Below are 19506 nucleotides of genomic sequence, written 5' to 3' on the forward strand. Positions count from 1 at the left end.
GATTAGAAGCGTGTACCACCCGAGAAGCGGAAGGCCTGGGTGCGGTCGGCACCGACCCGAGTGCCATTCGCCTGCAGCTCGCCCTCTTCCTTGGAAAGAGCAATCGCGTAGTCGAAGCGGATCGGACCGAGGGGCGATGCCCACAGAAGCGAGGCACCGACCGACGAACGGATCTTGTGGCTGTCGAGAACATTGATGCAGTTCTGCGGAGCATTCGGATTCGTGTTGCAGGTGACACCGCCATCCGGAGCGAAGATGGTGCCGCCATTGACGCCGAACTGGGTCGGGCCCTCATAGCCGTAGAGCGTACCGGCATCGGCGAAGACTGCACCCTTCAGGCCCAGCTCACGCGGCAGACCGAAAATCGGGAACTGCATTTCGAGCGTACCGCCGAAATAGGTGGTGCCGCCGACGGCGTTCGCCGCAGAGTCAACCGTCGAGATATCGCGCGGGCCGATACCGTTCGTGGCGAAGCCGCGAACCAGGGACGGGCCCATGAAGAAGTGGTCGACGATGCGCAGGTCGTTACCTTCGCTGCCGTTGTTACCGATGCCCACGATGTGACCACCCTGGACGCGAGCGATACCAACCACATCCTCGAAGATCTCGCGGTAGTAGCGAGCATCACCGGTGGCGCGGAAGTAGCGCGAGTCGCCGCCGAGACCGGCGAAGTCCGTCTTCGCTTCGGCGTAGAAGCCGTTGCGCGGATCACGGGTGTTGTCGAGGGTGTTGTAGTTGAATGTCAGGCCCGCGAGCGAGGTGAGCGTCTCACCCTGCGATTCCTTGATGGCCAGCGAAGCTTCACCGTTGCCTTGGCAGAAGTTGCGCGATGCAACTTCGCCCGGCGCGCCCGTCGAAATGGCGCCATTGGCAAGTCGGGTATAGCCTGCGATCGGCGCGGAGCAGTCGTTGTACGGCTTCTCCTCGTCGTTCGGGATCTCCAGATCCTGCTGATACAGCGAGTAGCGCAGGGTCAGAGTGAACTCTTCCGTGATCGGCAGGCCGAGACGGAGCTGACCGCCGGTCATGCGGTTCTCGTAACGGGAATACCGGGTCTGGTCGCTGAACTTCGAGAACAGATCGATACCCGCAGCCATGCGGTAGCCGAGGAAGTAAGGCTCCGTGAAGGAGAAGTCGACGCCGTTGCTGCGCTGGCCGAGCTGACCCGCCACGCGGACAAACTGGCCACGACCCAGGAAGTTCGTCTCGGTGACCGCGACTTCACCGATGAAGCCGTCAGCCGTCGAGTAACCACCCGAGATCGAGAAGGAACCGGTGGACTGATCTTCCACGTCCACGTTCACGATCACGCGGTCAGCCGAGGAACCTGGCTCGTTGGAGATGCGGACCTGTTTGAAGTAACCGAGGTTCGTCAGGCGACGCTCGGCGCGGTCGATCATCACCTGGTTGTAGGCATCGCCCTCGCCCAGCTCGAACTCACGACGGATCACGTAGTCGCGGGTACGGCTGTTGCCACGAACGTTGATGCGCTCGATGTAGATGCGCGGGCCTTCTTCGACCACATAGCCGATATTGACCGTGCGGCTCGCGGGATCGCGGGTGCCGACGGGGCGGATCTGCACGAAGGGATTACCCTGGCGACCCACGGTGCGCGTCATGGCTTGCACCGACTTCTGGACGGCGTCGGCGTTGTAGACCGAGCCGGCAGAGATCGACAGGTCGCCGCGCAGAGCCTCGGCGTCCACAGCCGGAACGCGGGAATCGATGTTCACGTTGCCGACGCGGTACTGTTCACCTTCTTCGACCACGATGGTAACGACGTAGCCGCCACGAGCGGCATCGAACGTCACTTCGTTGGAAACGATGCGGAAATCCGCATAGCCGTTCTTGAGGTAGTAGCGACGGATCAGCTCCAGGTCGTTGGCAAGGCGATCAGCGTCATAGACATCCGAGCTCTTGAGGAAGCTGAGGATATTGGTCTCGGTGGTCTGCATGACACCACGCAGACGGCTGGAAGAAACCTGGTTATTGCCGACAAAGACGATGTCCTTCACGCCCGTCTTGTCACCCTCGACGATGGTGTAGACCACGTCGACGCGACCATTCGGCAGGTCCACGATACGCGGCGTCACCTGAGCAAGACCACGGCCCTGACGGCGGTAGATCTCGAGGATCCGCTGCACGTCGGCATCGATGGCGGCCTGATTCACGGAAGTGCGGGCGCGAACCTGAAGTTCTCCCTCGAGAATCGCCTTGTCCACCTTGCTGTTGCCTTCGACGACAACACGGTTGATCAGGGGCCCTTGAGAGACGGAAGCGCGGCGGCCCGTCTGCTGCGCGCGCTGAGCGAGAGCGCTATCCGCAACGGTGAGGCCCGCCATCAGCGCGCTCATGGCGATCACTGCGGTGGCTGCCGGCTTCTTCCGGCGTGGCGTGGTCGTCGACATCATCAACTGGCCCGTTTCTTTATACTTTGTCTATCGCGGGGCTTACCCCCCGCAGAGTGGAGACAGGTGTCCCAACCCTATCGGTGCTGCCCCGCTTGTACAAACTTTCGCCGCTATTGCAAACGGCACTTGCAAAACAGAGTAGCAATTTTTCCACCGGCGTGGCGTCCTTGTCACGCCCAACCCGCCACAAAACTTGTGACAAGGTGAACGAGCCCTCACCCGAACGAGCGGGTCAGGTCGCTCCAGGTCGCCAGGATCATCAGCGTCGCCACGAAGGCAAAGCCTATCCTGAAGCCGATTTCCTGGGCCCTTTCGCTCAGTGGCCGCCCGCGGACGGCCTCGATGGCATAGAATAGAAGATGCCCGCCATCGAGCAGCGGAATCGGGAAAAGGTTAATAAGCCCAATCGATACCGACATGAAGCCGATGAGGTTCACCAGGCTGTAGAGCCCGCCAATCTCATAGGCCGTCCCCGCGATTCGAGCGATCCCGACAGGGCCAGAAAGCTGGTCGATGGATTCGCGACCCAGGATGAGACGGCGCAGGAAGTTGAAGGTGCGGTCCACCTGATTCCAAGTATCGACAGCGCCTGCCTTCAGGGCCTCCAAGGGGCCATAGGAGATGCGCTTGATGGCCGAGCGATCCTGCGGGGCCTGAACGCCGAGAAGGCCGATGCGCTGCTTGCCAAAGGGCGTATCTCTTTCTTCCACCTTGGGAATTGCCGTGAGGCTTACCTCCCGGCCATCGCGATCGACCACGAAGTTGAGCGCCTCGCCCGAGCTGGAGCTGACGATCATCTGCATGTCGGCGAAGGTTTCGATCCGCGTGCCGTCGATGAATCGGATCACGTCATGAGGCTGGAAGCCGGCCGCTTCGGCCGCGCTGCCAGGGATCACCCGCTCGATCACCGGCTCCAGGACCATGCGGCCGCTGAAGTAGTTGAAGCCCGCGAAGATCGCGATCGCCAGGATGAAATTGGCCATAGGACCGGCCGCTACGGTGGCGGCGCGCTTGGCGACACTTTGATGGGGAAAACTGATGGCCCGCAGCTCAGGCGACATTTGTTGAACGCCCTGGCTGTCCGGAACGCTTGCCGCATTCATGTCGCCGACGAACTTCACATAGCCGCCGAGGGGAATCGCCGAGATTTTCCAGCGGGTGCCGTTCTTGTCCGTCCAGCCGATCAGCTCGCGCCCGAAACCGATCGAGAAGGCCGACACGCCGATTCCGCAGCGGCGCCCAACCCAGTAATGGCCGTATTCGTGGATGAAGACGACCACCGACAGCACCACAAGGAAGGCAAAGATCGTCAGGGCGAAAGACCCTGTCATGCCGGCGATTGCTGAAAGCCATTCCATGATGATTCCTTTCGCGCTCCTTCCAAGAGCGCCTTATATGCGTTTTGCAGGAACGAGCCGCCGCGCCAGGGCCCGGGCCTCGCCATCGATGGCAAGAGCATCCGGGACCGTCGCAGGAGCTTTCCCGCCTGCGGAAGAAGTTGAGCAAACCGTCTCAACTATCTCAGATATTGCATAAAATCCTATTTCGCCCGCCATATAGGCCTCGACCGCGATCTCGTTGGCGGCGTTCAGGATCGTCGGCATAGCCCCTCCAGCCTGAAGCGCTGCCTTGGCCAAGGTCAGGCACGGAAACCGCGCCTCATCGGCTCGCTCGAAGGTTAAGCGGCCAATCGCGGCAAGATCGAGACGTGGAAGATCCATGAAAAGTCGCACCCCGTCATGCAGCGCATTGGCGATGGGCACCTTCATGTCCGGAAGGGCAAGCCCGGCGGTGACGGCACCGTCCGTCCACTGCACCAGCCCATGGACGATGGCCTCGGGGTGGACGAGCACGTCGAGGCGCTCGGCTTCCAGGTCGAAGAGGTGATGAGCCTCGATCAGCTCAAGCCCCTTGTTCATCAGGGTGGCCGAGTCGATGTTGATCTTGGAGCCCATGGACCAGACCGGATGAGCGGATGCTTGCTTGGCATCGGCTTTCTCGATCTGGTCCCGGCTCCAGGTTCGGAACGGGCCGCCGCTTGCGGTTATCACCGCTTTTTCCACATCCCGATTACGGCCAGCCGACAGGGCGTGATCGAGGGCATTGTGCTCGGAATCCACAGGCGTGATCTCGACGCCGAGGCGGCGCGCATCGGCCATGAAGGCACTGCCTGCGCAGACAAGGCTTTCCTTGTTGGCGAGAGCAATCCGCCTCCCCGATTTCAGGGCTGCATGCGTTGGCTCCAGCCCTGCAGTTCCGCTGATGGCGGCAAGCACGACATCGGCAGGGCGATCAACGGCCTCGAGCACGGCGGAGCGGCCTGCTCCACATGCAATTCCGGTTCCGCCAAGGGCTTGTCGCAGGTCGGGACCGGCACTCTCATCGGCCAGCGCCGCGAACCTCGCCCCCAGGCGCTTTGCGGTCTCGGCCAAGGCTTGGGCGTTGCGCCCGCCGACGACCGCTTCGACCTGAAACTTCTCCCGCTGAGCCAGAACGACATCCGCCGTGGAGCGGCCGATGGAACCGGTGGCTCCGAGGATCGTGAGAGAACGTGCCATGAAGACTTAAGCAGCTCCGTACGCGGCGAGAAGGGCGATGCCGATGATGAGGGAGACGGCCCAGAAGCCATCGAGACGGTCCATCACCCCCCCATGCCCCGGAATAAGATGGCTCGAATCCTTCACATCGCAATGACGCTTGAGTGCAGATTCTCCAAGATCTCCGATTTGGCTCGCGACGGAGGCGACCATGGAGAGCGCAATGACGCTGATGTGGCTCAGCGAATGGTTCAGCCCCCAGCTTCGACCGGCCCACGCGACCAGAAGTCCCGTCAACGCAGCGGCAAAGAGCCCACCGAGAAAGCCCGACCAGGTCTTCTTTGGGCTAATCGCCGGGCAGAGTTTCGGACCGCCGAAGGTGCGGCCCGTGAAATAAGCGGCGATGTCGGTCGCCCAGACGACACCAAACATCCAGATCAGGCCGAGAATGCCGATTTCCGGATAGTCCCGGACCATGGGCGGCACGAGCACGATCACGACGGCATAGGCAAAGCCAGACGCGGCCCAGAGTTTTTGGCGCGATCCCTTGGTGAGCAGCGTACCGAGAGCGAGAGAAACGAGCGCCGTCGCGCCTCCGACCGCAAAGCCGGCATCGATGAGGTAGAGCCCTGTCAAAGCCAGGAGCCCGAGACCGAAGATCGCTTGCACGGCACGTCGCGGCTCAATGCCCGTCATGTCCGTCCATTCGATCATGATCGCGATGCCGGCGGCGAGCCAGAACAGGGCGAAGGGCCAACCGCCCCAATAGGCCGCTCCCAGAGCCAGGGCGATCATGACGATCGCGGACAGAACCCGGGTTTTCAATTCGCTGGAGGGAGCTTTAGCCAAGGCGGGACCTTCAGTAGCGGCCATATTCAGCTGGCCTTGGCGCTCAGGCCGCCGAAGCGCCGGTCTCGGCGGCCATATTCGTCGATGGCGGCCTTGAAAGCGGTCTCGTCGAAATCGGGCCAGAAAACAGGAAGGAAGACGAACTCGGAATAAGCCGTCTGCCAAGTCAGGAAGTTCGACACGCGCTGCTCGCCCGACGTGCGGATAACGAGATCGGGGTCAGGAATGCCCTTTGTATCAAGGGCGCTCTCGATCATGTCCATGTCGATGGCGGAGGGATCGAGCGTGCCCTCCTTCACCCTTTCGGCCAGGGCGCGCACAGCGCTCACGATTTCCTGACGGCCGCCGTAATTGAAGGCGATCACAAGGGTCAGGCCTGTATTAGCGCTGGTCAGCTGCTCGGCCTCGTCCAGCAGAAGGCGGATGTCGGAAGCCAAGCCCTCACGCTCGCCGATGATGCGGACGCGCACGTTATTGGCGTGAAGCTCCGCAAGATCATGGCGGACAAAGCGCTTGAGAAGCCCCATGAGGAACGAGACTTCCTCCGCAGGCCTGCGCCAGTTCTCTGCCGAAAAGCTGTAGACCGTGAGGTATTGAATGCCGAAGTCGCTTGCGATGCGCACCGCCCGGCGGATCGCCTCGATGCCCTTCCGGTGTCCCTCGAAGCGAGGCAGGCCTCGCTGTGCGGCCCAGCGGCCGTTTCCATCCATGATGATGGCAACATGGGTCGGCATCCCCTCGCCTGTTCCTTCACAGGCAAGGACGGGGGCCGTCCGCTGGGCTTCGCCGCTCATGACACAAGATTCCGATACAAGCCTAAAACTTAGACTTGCATGATTTCCTTTTCCTTGGCCACCAGGAGCTGCTCGATTTCAGCCACGAACTGATCGGTAGCCTTCTGGACTTGGTCGCCGTCGCGCTTGGCATCGTCCTCGCTGATGGCGGAGTCCTTCTCGAGCTTCTTCAGGAGGTCGAGGCCGTCACGGCGGACATGACGGACAGCGATGCGCGCCTCTTCCGCGTATTTGTGCGAGACCTTCACCATCTCCTTGCGGCGCTGCTCGTTCATCTCGGGGATGCGCAGGCGAATGATCTGGCCCTCAGTCTGCGGGTTGAGGCCGAGATCCGATTCACGGATGGCCTTCTCCACGGCGGCGACCATGCCCCGATCCCAGACCTGCACGCTCAGCAGGCGAGGCTCCGGCACGCTGACGGTCGCGACCTGCGAGATCGGCAGCATGGAACCGTAGGCATCGACCTGGATCGGATCGAGCAGGTTCGGCGAGGCGCGGCCCGTGCGCAGGCTGCCCAGGTCGTGCTTGAAAGAATTGATGGCGCCCTGCATGCGGCGCTTCACATCAGCGAGGTCAAAGGTCGTAGCCATGAGATCTTTTCCTTACGCGAACTGTCTAAAAACGGGATTACGCTGCCCAAGGTCCCGCATCAAGTGGCCTGGAGTATCAGTCCCAAAGGTGAACACCACTTTTGGGCCCAATCCGATACTCCCTTTTCAAATGGCGAATGGCTCAGACGGAAAACCGGGCCAGTTTTCCACACCAAGCATCCCGATCAGGGGGCGACGACGGTCGACGGAACTTTTCCGAGGAGAAGATCGGTGATCGAGCTCGGCGCGTGAACGGAGCCGACGAGGATCGAGAGCTTGCTCTCCCGCGCCAGGGCGAAGGCGGCGGTATCCATCACCTTAAGGTCCTTGGCGATGGCCTCGTCATGGGTCAGGCGGTCGTAGCGGACGGCGTTCGGATCCTTCTTCGGATCGGCGGAATAGACGCCGTCCACCTGGGTGGCCTTCAGGACTGCATCGCATTTCAGCTCGGCTGCGCGCAGCACGGCGGCGGTGTCAGTGGTGAAGAAGGGATTGCCGGTGCCGCCGGCCAGCACCACGACTTGCCCCTTGTCCAGGTGATGCAAAGCAGGCTGACGGGCGTAGGTCTCGCAGATCGTCGGCATGGACACCGCCGACATGGTGCGGGCGGGAACACCAGCGGCATTGAGCGAGGTCTCGATGGCGAGCGAGTTCATGACCGTGCCGAGCATGCCCATGGAATCGGCTGTGGGACGGTCGATCCAGCCGGCGGAGCTCATGCGCGCGCCGCGGATGATGTTGCCGCCGCCGATCACGACGGCGATCTCGAAACCGGCCTTGGTGGCCTTGGCAAGATCCCGCGCCAGACGGGAGAGAATTTCGGAGTCGAGCCAATATCCGTCGGGAGCCATCAAGGCCTCTCCCGAGAGCTTCACTAGAACGCGTCGGAATTGTGCCACTGTTGGACTCCCTTGTTTTTCAATTTTGCATCACACCCGAAGGCCCTCGCCTCGGAAGCGCGGTGAACGCGCCGTCCAAAGTAAGGTTCGGAAACTTTGCCGGATTTATAGCCTTCTCATGAAAACGGCGGCTGAGAAGCCGCCGTTTTGAGTTCTTGTTTTAGGCCTTGAGACCGGCCTGGGCTGCGACTTCCGCCGCGAAGTCAGGAGCCTCTTCCTTTTCGATGCCCTCGCCGAGTGCATAGCGGACGAAGCCCTTCAGAGCGACCGGCTTGCCGGCCTTCGACTCGGCTTCCTTGAGCACCTGCGTCACGGTCTTCGACGGATCGTGCACGAAGGGCTGCTCGAGGAGCGTGACTTCCTTGAAGTAGCTCTTCAGGCCGCTCTCGATGATCTTCTGCATGACGTTGTCCGGCTTGCCGGCGTTCTTGTCGCGCAGGATGGCGCTCTCGCGCTCGATCGTAGCAGCGTCGACGCCGGAAGCGTCGAGAGCAACCGGGCTGGTCGCAGCAACGTGCATGGCGATCTGACGGCCGAGCGTGCTCAGAGCATCGACGTCGCCTTCGGACTCGAGAGCGACGAGGACGCCGATCTTGCCGAGTCCGTCGGTGACGGCATTATGCACGTAGGACGCGATCACGCCCTTCGAGACTTCGAGCTTCGCGATGCGGCGCAGAGTCATGTTCTCGCCGATGGTGGCGATGAGTTCCTGCAGGCGGTCCTTCACGGTGGTGGTGGAGCCCGGGAACGTAGCGGCTTCGAGGGACTCGATGGTGCCGTTGCCGTTCAGACCGATCTTGGCGGCTTCGCGGACGAAAGCCTGGAACCCGTCGTTACGGGCGACGAAGTCCGTCTCCGAGTTGACCTCGAGGATGGTGGCGGTGCGGCCCGACGACTCGACGGCGACGAGGCCCTCGGCAGCGACGCGGCCAGCCTTCTTGGCAGCCTTGGAGAGGCCCTTCTTGCGCAGCCAGTCGATGGCGGCTTCCATGTCGCCGTTGGTCTCGGCGAGAGCGGCCTTGCAGTCCATCATGCCAGCGCTGGTCGTCTCGCGCAGCTCCTTCACCATCGCAGCGGTAATGTTCGCCATGGTTCGTCCTTTCAGGGGTTCGTGCATACAGGGAGCCCGGCGCTCATGGAACGCCGGGCTCAATCATTCGTTCGAGCGCTGCGTTAAGCAGCGCCGAGAGATTTACGCCGCAGCGGCTTCGATCATCGTGCGGGCCTGGTTGACCCAGCCATCGCGCTCGAGGCGACCGTTGAGCTTCAGGTCCTTGTCGAGCTGAGCGATGTCGCCAGCCTGCATGGCGGCAAGCTGCCAGTAGTGGAAGATGCCGGCTTCATTCAGCTTCTTCTCGAGCTGGGGGCCGACGCCGTTCAGCTTGGTCAGATCGTCCGGAGCGCCACGGGGAGCAGCCAGACGCTCGAACTGCTCGCCGTCATAGGCGACAGCGGCGGTGTCGGTCGTCGGGAGCTCTTCGGCCATCGGGTTCTCGGAAGCACCGATGTCGATGCCCATGTCACCGGCACCGCGGGAGATGCCGTCAAGAGCGGCGCGAGCAACGAGATCGCAGTAGAGAGCGATCGCGCGACCGGCGTCGTCGTTGGCCGGAACCGGGAAGGTGATGCCGTCCGGGTTGGAATTCGTGTCGACGATGGCGGCCACCGGGATGCCGAGGCGGTTAGCCTCCTGGATCGCCAGCTGCTCCTTGTTGGTGTCGATGACGAAGATCAGGTCGGGCGTGCCGCCCATGTCCTTGATGCCGCCGAGAGCACGCTCGAGCTTTTCCTTCTCGCGAGCGAGCATGAGGCGCTCTTTCTTCGTGAGGCCCTGGCCGCCGCCGGCAAGGATCTCGTCCACCTTGCGCAGGCGGGCGATGGAGCCGGAGATCGTCTTCCAGTTGGTGAGCATGCCGCCGAGCCAGCGGGAGTTCACGTAGTACTGAGCCGAACGCTTGGCGGCATCGGCAACGGCGTCAGCAGCCTGACGCTTCGTGCCGACGAAGAGCACGCGACCGCCCTTGGCGACCGTGTCGCTGACAGCCTGCAGAGCGCGGTGCATCATCGGGACCGACTGAGCGAGGTCGATAATGTGGATGTTGTTGCGGGTGCCGAAGATGTATTGACCCATCTTCGGGTTCCAGCGGTGGGCCTGGTGGCCAAAGTGAGCGCCAGCCTCGAGAAGGCTGCGCATCGAGAATTCAGGAAGCGCCATAGTTTTTCTCCGGTTAAGCCTCCGCGGAACAGTGAACCGGTCTTGCCGGCCACCGGGGGATCCTCATGAGCTCATGAGGGGATTCCGCGTGTGGGATGGGGGCGCATATAGGGGTAAAATGAGCCAAACGCAAGCCGTAAGGAATATTGTGCCCGGCCCTACTCATTTTTCCATCCGAACGATGGAAAAAGCCCCTGGTTGGATATCCCAGGGGCTTTGTGAACGTAAATTTAGGTAGACACTTATAGCAAGCGGCTCAAGTGTCTGCGCTCAGTAGAGACCTAGGGGCTGCTGCGGCCATTTCCTCCACCATTACCGTTGCCATTACCCCCGCCGTTGCCGCCGCCCGGGTTGGATGGATCGGTGCCCTTCACATCCGTGCTGGTGTTGTCGGCCGGCTCCGATCCGTTGCCGAGGCCGTTGTTGTTGCCAGGACCCTGGCCGTTTCCGTTGTTGCCTCCATTGCCGCCACCGTGACCATTGCCGCGGCCCGGATTGGACGGATCACTGCCTTTTACATCCGTATTGGTGTTGTCACCTGGCTCCGAACCATTGCCCAAGCCGTTGTTATTCCCAGGCCCTTGGCCGTTTCCATTATTGCCCCGTCCCCCACCAACGCTCGTGCCGCCGCCTCCAGCGGGCGCGTCAGATGAAACTCCGCCTGGAGAGGATCCGCCCGACGAACTATCGGCTGTCGTTGTGCCGCCTCCGACGCTACCGCCGCCCGATGCAGTTCCACCACCGGATGAGGATACCGCGCCGCCATTCGACGATCCCGTGCCGAGAGAAGACCCCGAGTCAGTTGCACCCAATGTTCCCGAAGCACCCACCGGCGTGCCTGACACCCCGGCAGATGTGCCTGTTGAGCCCCTGGAGCGATCGCCGCCATTGGAAAGGGTTCCAAAGCCCAACGAACGGGAGGGCCTGATCGAACCGGTTGTCAGGTCGCTCCGGTCGTCGTTTTGGCGACGCAGGGCCTGGGGAAGAATGGCGCAACGGCAGACCTCTTCTCCGCGAACGATGCGGAGGCGGCAGTTGCCATACATCGAGGCATCAGCCACAGCCGGTACACATTGCTGACCCGGACGGACGACCTGAGCATAGGATGCAGGAGACGAGGCTAGAAAAAGCGTTGCTGCAGACAAAGCGAGAGCGTGCGAACGTTTCATGGTTCACCTTTACGAACTAATACTGGTGGGAGGCTCATTGGAGATGATGAGCCTAAGTGGCTTGACGACGCTCGAACCGGAATAATGTTCCTAGTCTCAGAAGAAAAAAGACACATCCCGCCATACGGCAGAGTTTGCATCACTCGAGATGCCGAAATACTGAACTTCTTCTAAAGGCGAACTTGCACGATCGATTACCGCATCCGAAGACACATGAAAGACCTTGTGACTTCAAGTGAAGCCACATATCGTTCAAAGCCAGCACGATCCGTAAAAAGGCCATTCTGGATAGAGTTCGGCAACCCTTTTTGGTTGCACATCCGAATTGGCAGGTCAGCTCATCTGCACTTCGACCACGCCCGGAACGGCGCGCAATGCCCCTGCGATCTGCGGAGAGGCCATGTATTTGCCGGGGAGCTTCACCTCGACTTCGCGGTCGCCGTCGTCGAGGATCAGGACGAGTGAAACCTCGCCCTCGCCCCTAGCCTTCAGGCGCTCGTAGACGCTGGGAATGGGGCGCTCGTCGCGCAGGAAAATGCGCATACCCTTCTGGTGTTTGGAGATGGCCTCTTCAAGCGGCTCGGCCATGCCGATGCGCGCCCTCACCTCTTCGCCTTCAAGACCGGCCTGAAGCATGAGGACAACGGCGGTGCCGGGCTCCAATACATCGCGCAGGCGCACGAGGCCTTCCGAGAAGATGATCGCCTCGAACTGCCCGGTCTGATCCGAGAGCGTCAGAATGCCCATCTTGTTGCCGGTCTTGGTGCGGCGCTCCTGCCGGTCGAGCACGGTTGCGGCGACGCGACCGACCGAATTCCCCGCCTTCACGGAGCGGCAGAACTCGGCCCAAGTCTGCACACGCAGTTTCTTGAGCAGCTCGCCATATTCATCGAGCGGATGGCCTGAGAGGAAGAAGCCGACCGCATCATATTCACGCTGCAACCGCTCTGCTGCTGGCCAGGGCTCGTATGACGGAATGCGCAGCTGCACATCCGCCGAATTCATGCCGCCGAACATGTCGATCATGCCGCCATTCGCCGCCTCGTAGGATTGCTGTGCGAGGCTCATCATGGCGTCGATGGAGGCGCAGGCCTTCGCGCGATCCGGTTCCAACTCGTCGAAGGCGCCGGCGGCAATGAGGTTTTCGATGGTGCGCTTGTTGATCGCCTTCGGATTGATGCGCCGCGCGAAATCGGCAAGGTCCTTGAAGGGCTCGTCACCCCTCGCTTCCACCACGGCTTCAATGGCTTGACGGCCTACGCCCTTCACGGCGGCGAGCGCGTAGAGAATCGAGCCGACTCCCTCCGTGTCATAGATGACATCGAACACCACCCCCGAGTGGTTGATGGAGGGAGGGATGACCTTGAAGCCGAGGCGCTGCGCCTCGCGGCGGAATTCGGAGAGCTTGTCGGTGTTGTCGAGATCGAGCGTCATGGACGCGGCGAGGAACTCGACCGGATAGTTCGCCTTCAGATAGGCGGTCTGGTAAGCGACGAGGGCGTAGGCTGCCGCGTGGCTCTTGTTGAAGCCGTAATCCGCGAACTTGGCGAGCAGGTCGAAGATCTCGTTCGCCTTCGCCTTGTCGAGACCATTTGCGACGGAGCCTGACACGAAGCGCTCGCGCTGCGCGTCCATCTCCGCCTTGATCTTCTTACCCATAGCGCGGCGCAGAAGGTCTGCATCGCCGAGCGAGTAGCCGGCGAGGACCTTCGCGACCTCCATCACCTGCTCCTGATAGACGATGATGCCGAAAGTCTCGCGCAGGATCGGTTCCAGCTTGTCGTGCGGATACCAATCTTTTTTGTTGTGCTCGTCCTTGCCGAGCTTGCGCGCACAATAGACCGGGATGTTCGCCATCGGGCCCGGACGATAGAGCGCCACGAGAGCGATGATATCCTCGAAACGGTCGCTTTCCATCTCGACGAGCGCTTTTCGCATGCCCGCGGATTCCACCTGGAACACGCCGACCGTCTCGCCCTTGCACAGCATCTCGTAGGATTTGCGATCATCGAGCGGCAAGGCCGACAGATCGATATGAACGCCCGTGCGCTTGATGAGATCGACCGCCGTGCGCAGCACGGTGAGGGTCTTCAGACCCAGGAAGTCGAACTTCACGAGGCCCGCCTGCTCGACCCACTTCATATTGTACTGGGTCACGCGCATGCCAGTCTTCGGGTCTCGGTAGAGCGGCACCAGTTCCTGCAACGGACGGTCGCCGATCACCACACCTGCGGCGTGGGTCGACGCATGGCGGTGCAAACCTTCCAGCTTCTGCGCAATGCCGAGCAGGCGCTTGACCACAGGCTCTTCATCACGCGCAGCTTGGAGCTTCGGCTCGCCTTCGATGGCCTGTTCCAGCGTCACCGGATTGGCCGGGTTCTGCGGCACGAGCTTGGTGAGCTTGTCTACCTGGCCATAAGGCATTTCGAGGACGCGGCCGACGTCGCGCAAAACGCCGCGCGCAAGCAACGTACCGAAAGTGATGATCTGCGCGACCTGCTCCTCGCCATAGCGCTTCTGCACGTAATCGATCACGCGCTCGCGCCCGTCGACGCAGAAGTCGATATCGAAGTCAGGCATCGACACGCGTTCGGGATTGAGGAAGCGCTCGAAGAGCAGGCTGAATCGGAGCGGATCGAGATCGGTGATGGTGAGCGCGTAAGCGACCAGCGAGCCTGCGCCGGAACCACGGCCCGGTCCGACGGGAATGTCGTGATCCTTTGCCCATTTGATGAAGTCCGCCACGATCAGGAAGTAGCCGGGGAACTTCATCTTGCGGATGATGCCGACCTCGAAGGCAAGGCGGTCGTGATAATCCTGCTCTGTCAGGCCGGGCGCTGGCCCGTGCGCGGCAAGGCGCTTGGCAAGGCCCTCTTCCGCCTGGCGCTGCAGCTCCTCCCCTTCGTCGAGGCTTGCGGCATCCGGGCCCGTGCCGAAATTCGGCAGGATGGGCTTGCGGGTTTTGACGCGCGTCGAGCAGCGCATGGCGATCTCGACTGTGGCGTTGAGCGCATCGGGCAGATCGGAGAACAGTTCCATCATCTGCTGGCGCGTCTTGAAGTGGTGCTCGGGCGACAGGCGGCGGCGGTCGTCGTTGGAGACGATCTGGCCTTCCGCAATGGCTAGCAGCGCATCGTGCGCTTCGTAATCCTTCGGGGACGAGAAGAACGGCTCGTTGGCGGCCACAAGTGGTAAGCCGTTGCGATCCGCGAGCGCGATCAGCTCGCCCTCCACCATCCGCTCCTCATCGAGGTGATGACGCTGGATCTCCACATAGAGCTGATGGCCGAAAGCGTTCTTCAGGATATCGAGGCGCGCCTGAGCTAGCTCCTGACGCCCACCGTTGCGGAGTGCGCAATCGAGCGGTCCAGTGAAGCCGCCCGTTAGTGCGATCAACCCCTCGCTGTGGCGCGCGAGAATGGGCGCTGCCACGCGCGGCTCCTCGCCGAGCGGAACGTCGAAATAGGCCGCGCTCACGAGGCGCATGAGGTTGCGGTAGCCCTCCTCGTTCTGCGCGAGCAGCACGATGTTGGACGGCACCGGGACGACCCGGGCGACGGGATCGGCCTCCTCGAAACAGACGGAAAGCTGCACCCCGGCAATCGGCTGGATGCCGGAACCCGCCATCTTCTCGGAAAATTCCAGCGCGCCGAAGAGGTTATTGGTATCGGTCAGCGCAATCGCCGGCTGCTTGTCGGCGGCGGCGAGCTTCTGCAATTGCGCGATCTTCAGCGCCCCCTCAAGCAGCGAATACGAGGAGTGAACATGCAGGTGGACGAAGCCGATATCTTGAAGAATGCGCGCCATGAAACTCTACTCGATGAATGGCGCGCATATTGCCACGATTCTTGCCCCTGAATGCCTAACGGGGCTTGTGAAGGATTACCTTCCTGTGAATCCCGTGGATCTGTGTGGATTGCGGGTATCAGGCGACCGGCGCCAGCACCAGAGCCCAGATTGCCACGGCGGAGCCGAACATGACGAGAGAGGTGATTTCAGCGGCGGTTTCGAGGACGATGCGAACCATGTTTGATCTCCGTGTTCTCTATGCGTTCAATTATGTTCGATAAATGTTCCCTGTAAAGCGGCTGTGAATTGGGCTGTACGGACGGAGTCAACAAAGGCTTAAAGCGCAAGGAGACAGCCCCTCGGGCGCTCAGGGAGCGGAGGTCTATTGGCAGCTGTGGATAAGCGGTTAAGGCAGCTGGACGATCAGCCCGTCACGGATGGTCACGCGTCGGTCCATGCGGGCGGCCAGTTCCATGTTGTGCGTGGCGATCAGCGCCGCGAGGCGTGAGGCGCGCACGATGGCGACCAGCGTCTGGAACACGCGGTCGGCGGTGTGTGGATCGAGATTGCCGGTGGGTTCGTCTGCGAGGAGCAGTCGAGGCGCGTTGGCGACGGCACGGGCGATGGCGACGCGTTGCTGCTCACCGCCGGAGAGTTCGCCGGGACGGTGCTTGAGACGCTTGGCGAGGCCGAGAAAGGTCAGGAGCTGACCGGCGCGATCCTCTGCTTCCGCCTTATGCAGGCCGCGAATGAGTTGCGGCATCACCACATTCTCGAGCGCCGACAATTCGGGCAGCAGATGATGGAACTGATAGACGAAGCCCAGCTCCTCGCGCCGCACGCGAGTGCGCTCCTGGTCGCTCATATGAGCAGTGGGCTTGCCGCCCACGAAAACCTCGCCGCCATCGGGCTTTTCGAGCAGGCCCGCCACGTGCAGCAGCGTGGACTTACCCGTGCCCGAAGGTGCGATGAGGGCCACGATCTCGCCCGGCCAGATCGCAAGCTCCGCCCCGCGCAGAACCTCTAGGAAGGTATCTCCCTGAGGATAGCGACGCTCGACCTGTGACAGGTGAAGGGCGGGCTGAGTTTGTCCTGACGTCATAACTAACCGTAACGTAACGCTTCGACAGGATCGAGCTTCGCAGCCCGCCAGGAGGGATAGAGAGTCGCCAACAGCGACAGGATGAGGGCCATCGCGAGAACCGTCGCAACCTCAGCCGGATTCACATCGGACGGAATCTGGCTCAGGAAGCGCAATGTCGGGTCCCAGAGGTTTGAGTTCGTGGCCCAGGACAGGAAATCCTGAATGGACTGAATATTGGCCGCGATCAGCAATCCGAGCCCAAAGCCCGCCAGCGTGCCAATCACGCCGATGGATGCGCCCGTAATCAGGAAGATGCGCATGATGGCACCGCGTGTCGCACCCATGGTGCGCAGGATGGCGATGTCGCTGGACTTGTCCTTCACGAGCATGATGAGGCCGGAGATGATGTTCAGCGCGGCGACAAGAACGATGAGCGCGAGGATGATGAACATCACATTCCGCTCCACCTCCAGCGCACCGAAGAAAGTGCGGTTGCGCTGCCGCCAATCGGTCATCATGATCGGCCTGCCCGCCGCCTCGTCGATGGCGGCGCGAGCCTGATCCACCTTGTCGGCGTCGTTGAGATAAACCTCGATCAGAGGCACGTCGCCCTGGCGGTTGAAGTAGTTCTGCGCCTCTGTGAGTGGCATGAACACGAAGGTGTTGTCGAATTCGGACATGCCGATCTCGAACACGGCCTTCACCGGATAGCCTTTGACGCGCGGCGCGGTGCCGAAAGGCGTTGCCGCTCCGCGCGGCGTGATCAGCGTCAGCGTATCGCCGGCCTGAATCGAGAGTGTTTCAGCGAGGCGGCGGCCGATGGCGACGCCCTCGCCTTCCTCGAAGTTCTCAAGCGTGCCCTGGCGCAGATTGCCGGCGATATGCTCGATCTGACGAAGATCGTTTCCGCGTATGCCGCGCACGAGAACGCCGCTGCCGTTGTATTGCGAGGAGCCGAAGGCCTGGCCCTCAACGAGCGGGATCGCGCGCTTCACGCCCGGTACGGCGGCGATGCGGGCCGCCACCTCCGGATAATCCGTGAGCGGGCTCTCGATGGGCGCCACGAAGATGTGGCCATTGATGCCCACGATCTTGTCGAGCAGCTCCTTGCGAAAGCCGTTCATGACCGAGAGCACCACGATGAGCGTCGCGACGCCCAGCATGATGCCCAAGAACGAGAAGCCTGCGATAACGGACACGAACCCTTCCCGCCGCCGCGTGCGCAGGTAACGCCCGGCGAGCATCCACTCGAAGAGCGAGAAAGGTTTGGTTCCGGTCGGAGCTTCTTTGGCCATGGGGCTTATTTATGTGCCGTCAGGCGCGAAACCACCTCATCGACCGACAAAAGCTCACGCTCGCCGGTCGCGCGGTGCTTCAGCTCCACCTTGCCCTCGGCGAGGCCCTTGGGACCGATCAGCACCTGCCACGGCACGCCGATGAGATCGGAGGTAGCGAATTTGCCGCCCGGACGCTCGTCGCGGTCGTCATAGAGCACATCGCGGCCTGCATTGGAGAGCTCAAGATAGAGCTTCTCGCTGGCGGCGTCCGTTCCGGCATCGCCTACCTTCAGGTTCAGGATTGCCACGTCGAAAGGCGCCACGGCTTCCGGCCAGATGATGCCGCTCTCGTCGTGGCTCGCCTCGATGATGGCGGCGATCAGGCGGCTCGGACCGATGCCGTAGGAGCCCATGTGAACCGGCTTCTCCTGCCCGTCCGGCCCCATGACTTTCGCGCCCATGGGCTCGGAATACTTGGTGCCGAAATAGAAGATGTGGCCGACCTCGATGCCGCGCGCGGACATCTTCTTGTCGGCGGGCACAGCGTCGAAAGCAGCCTGATCGTGCATTTCCGAGGTCGCGGCATAGAGCGACGTCCACTTGTCGACGATGCCCTGAAGACCTGCGATATCGTTGAAATTCGTGTCCTCGGACGGGATGTCGTAACCGAGATAATCCGCGTGGCTGAACACCTCGCTCTCGCCGGTGGAAGCGAGAATGATGAATTCGTGGCTCAGGTTTCCGCCGATGGGGCCGGTATCGGCACGCATCGGGATCGCCTTCAGGCCCATGCGGGCAAAGGTGCGCAAGTAAGCCACGAACATCTTGTTATAGGAATGGACAGCGCCTGCCTGGTCGAGATCGAAGGAATAGGCGTCCTTCATCAGGAACTCGCGGGAGCGCATGACGCCGAAGCGCGGGCGCACCTCGTCGCGGAACTTCCACTGGATGTGATAAAGGTTCAGCGGCAGGTCCTTGTAGGAACGCACATAGCCCCGGAAGATCTCGGTGATCATTTCCTCGTTGGTGGGACCGAAGAGCATCTCGCGCTCGTGCCGATCCCGGATGCGCAGCATCTCCTTGCCGTAGGCGTCATAGCGGCCCGATTCACGCCAGAGGTCGGCGGATTGGATCGTCGGCATCAGAAGCTCGATGGCGCCGGAGCGGTTCTGCTCCTCGCGAACGATGGCGTTGACCTTGTTGAGCACCTTCAGGCCCAACGGCAGCCAGGCATAGATGCCCGCCGATTCCTGGCGGACCATGCCGGTGCGCAGCATCAGGCGGTGGGAGACGATCTCCGCCTCCTTGGGCGTCTCGCGGAGGATGGGAAGGAAATAGCGGCTCAAACGCATAGGACGCCTTTAGTTTCGGTCAGAATTGGAAAAATGAGTCACGACTCGTTTCCAGCACACAACACAGGCCTTGAGGAAAAGACAAGCGGCCATCGCTCATGAGGCCTGCGGCGCAATGGATTAGACCAAAGGTTGATACAATAAGTGCCGCAAAATGCATCAAGGTCTGCCTAAAAATGGTGACACCGCAGGGGAAGGCAACTATAAACGAACTCCTAACGCCTCAAGACCTTTCAAAAGGCAGAGGCTGCGGTCCGAGTTTCGGGAGGAACACAGATCCCTAAGCGCCATCGAGGCGCTGGTGCCAAAAAGCCAGGGGTCATAAACAACGCCAAAAGGTGTTTTAGGCAAGGCGAAAGCCTTGCTTTTTCTTTTTCTAGCCCTCGATTTTCTCGGTCTCTTCTTCCTGTCCCATTGGATCGACTCTCCACCAAACCAAGTAGGCAGGTGCTTGGGCGCGCTTGAGGATCGACCTGAAAGAATGGCGCAGGAGATGGGCTGCTCGATAAATTGGGCAGGAAATCGGCCCATTCTCCACGA

Annotated in this window: 14 protein-coding genes; all 14 read right to left on the reverse strand. The window is 61.5% G+C overall.

Annotated features, from left to right (window positions below):
• Window positions 1-2 precede the first annotated feature (2 nt).
• The 14 genes from bamA to proS all read right to left on the reverse strand — a co-directional run bounded on the left by bamA (window position 3) and on the right by proS (window position 18966).
• Entirely contained in the window at window positions 3-2411 is a 2409-nt protein-coding gene (gene bamA, locus MHY87_RS13385; protein ID WP_239352421.1) for an outer membrane protein assembly factor BamA, read from the reverse strand.
• Between the two features lie 215 nt (window positions 2412-2626).
• Window positions 2627-3769: an RIP metalloprotease RseP gene (gene rseP, locus MHY87_RS13390; protein WP_239352422.1), complete on the reverse strand. Its 1143-nt coding sequence runs from the start codon at window positions 3767-3769 to the stop codon at window positions 2627-2629.
• A 33-nt stretch (window positions 3770-3802) separates the two neighbouring features.
• Entirely contained in the window at window positions 3803-4969 is a 1167-nt protein-coding gene (gene dxr / locus MHY87_RS13395) for a 1-deoxy-D-xylulose-5-phosphate reductoisomerase (RefSeq protein ID WP_239352423.1), read from the reverse strand.
• A gap of 6 nt (window positions 4970-4975) precedes the next feature.
• Window positions 4976-5797 carry a phosphatidate cytidylyltransferase gene (locus MHY87_RS13400; protein WP_239352424.1) on the reverse strand — a complete coding sequence of 274 codons (822 nt, stop codon included), beginning with the start codon at window positions 5795-5797 and terminating at the stop codon, window positions 4976-4978.
• A 26-nt stretch (window positions 5798-5823) separates the two neighbouring features.
• On the reverse strand, window positions 5824-6591 hold the full coding sequence (locus MHY87_RS13405) for an isoprenyl transferase (RefSeq protein WP_239352425.1): 768 nt from the start codon (window positions 6589-6591) through the stop codon (window positions 5824-5826).
• 29 nt (window positions 6592-6620) lie between these two features.
• Entirely contained in the window at window positions 6621-7181 is a 561-nt protein-coding gene (frr, locus tag MHY87_RS13410) for a ribosome recycling factor (RefSeq protein WP_239352427.1), read from the reverse strand.
• A gap of 185 nt (window positions 7182-7366) precedes the next feature.
• On the reverse strand, window positions 7367-8080 hold the full coding sequence (gene pyrH / locus MHY87_RS13415; protein ID WP_370644931.1) for a UMP kinase: 714 nt from the start codon (window positions 8078-8080) through the stop codon (window positions 7367-7369).
• A 160-nt stretch (window positions 8081-8240) separates the two neighbouring features.
• Window positions 8241-9170: a translation elongation factor Ts gene (tsf, locus tag MHY87_RS13420; RefSeq protein WP_239352429.1), complete on the reverse strand. Its 930-nt coding sequence runs from the start codon at window positions 9168-9170 to the stop codon at window positions 8241-8243.
• A 102-nt stretch (window positions 9171-9272) separates the two neighbouring features.
• Window positions 9273-10295: a 30S ribosomal protein S2 gene (locus MHY87_RS13425; protein WP_239352430.1), complete on the reverse strand. Its 1023-nt coding sequence runs from the start codon at window positions 10293-10295 to the stop codon at window positions 9273-9275.
• Window positions 10296-10576: 281 nt separating this feature from the next.
• The gene (locus MHY87_RS13430; protein ID WP_239352431.1) at window positions 10577-10855 is read right to left on the reverse strand and encodes a hypothetical protein; all 279 of its coding nucleotides are present in this window, start codon (window positions 10853-10855) and stop codon (window positions 10577-10579) included.
• Between the two features lie 942 nt (window positions 10856-11797).
• The gene (dnaE, locus tag MHY87_RS13435; protein ID WP_239352432.1) at window positions 11798-15271 is read right to left on the reverse strand and encodes a DNA polymerase III subunit alpha; all 3474 of its coding nucleotides are present in this window, start codon (window positions 15269-15271) and stop codon (window positions 11798-11800) included.
• A gap of 388 nt (window positions 15272-15659) precedes the next feature.
• Window positions 15660-16355: an ABC transporter ATP-binding protein gene (locus MHY87_RS13440; RefSeq protein ID WP_239352433.1), complete on the reverse strand. Its 696-nt coding sequence runs from the start codon at window positions 16353-16355 to the stop codon at window positions 15660-15662.
• A gap of 2 nt (window positions 16356-16357) precedes the next feature.
• The gene (locus MHY87_RS13445) at window positions 16358-17632 is read right to left on the reverse strand and encodes a lipoprotein-releasing ABC transporter permease subunit (RefSeq protein ID WP_239352434.1); all 1275 of its coding nucleotides are present in this window, start codon (window positions 17630-17632) and stop codon (window positions 16358-16360) included.
• Window positions 17633-17637: 5 nt separating this feature from the next.
• Entirely contained in the window at window positions 17638-18966 is a 1329-nt protein-coding gene (proS, locus tag MHY87_RS13450; protein ID WP_239352435.1) for a proline--tRNA ligase, read from the reverse strand.
• Window positions 18967-19506 lie beyond the last annotated feature (540 nt).

It is taken from the genome of Microvirga sp. ACRRW (assembly GCF_022346925.1).
GTDB lineage: Bacteria > Pseudomonadota > Alphaproteobacteria > Rhizobiales > Beijerinckiaceae > Microvirga.

Excerpts from the sequence above, each read along its gene's own strand:
- bamA (WP_239352421.1), bottom strand. The coding sequence starts at position 2,411 with ATGATGTCGACGACCACGCCACGCCGGAAGAAGCCGGCAGCCACCGCA.
- rseP (WP_239352422.1), bottom strand. The coding sequence starts at position 3,769 with ATGGAATGGCTTTCAGCAATCGCCGGCATGACAGGGTCTTTCGCCCTG.
- dxr (WP_239352423.1), bottom strand. The coding sequence starts at position 4,969 with ATGGCACGTTCTCTCACGATCCTCGGAGCCACCGGTTCCATCGGCCGC.
- MHY87_RS13405 (WP_239352425.1), bottom strand. The coding sequence starts at position 6,591 with ATGAGCGGCGAAGCCCAGCGGACGGCCCCCGTCCTTGCCTGTGAAGGA.
- frr (WP_239352427.1), bottom strand. The coding sequence starts at position 7,181 with ATGGCTACGACCTTTGACCTCGCTGATGTGAAGCGCCGCATGCAGGGC.
- tsf (WP_239352429.1), bottom strand. The coding sequence starts at position 9,170 with ATGGCGAACATTACCGCTGCGATGGTGAAGGAGCTGCGCGAGACGACC.
- MHY87_RS13425 (WP_239352430.1), bottom strand. The coding sequence starts at position 10,295 with ATGGCGCTTCCTGAATTCTCGATGCGCAGCCTTCTCGAGGCTGGCGCT.
- dnaE (WP_239352432.1), bottom strand. The coding sequence starts at position 15,271 with ATGGCGCGCATTCTTCAAGATATCGGCTTCGTCCACCTGCATGTTCAC.
- MHY87_RS13440 (WP_239352433.1), bottom strand. The coding sequence starts at position 16,355 with ATGACGTCAGGACAAACTCAGCCCGCCCTTCACCTGTCACAGGTCGAG.
- MHY87_RS13445 (WP_239352434.1), bottom strand. The coding sequence starts at position 17,632 with ATGGCCAAAGAAGCTCCGACCGGAACCAAACCTTTCTCGCTCTTCGAG.
- proS (WP_239352435.1), bottom strand. The coding sequence starts at position 18,966 with ATGCGTTTGAGCCGCTATTTCCTTCCCATCCTCCGCGAGACGCCCAAG.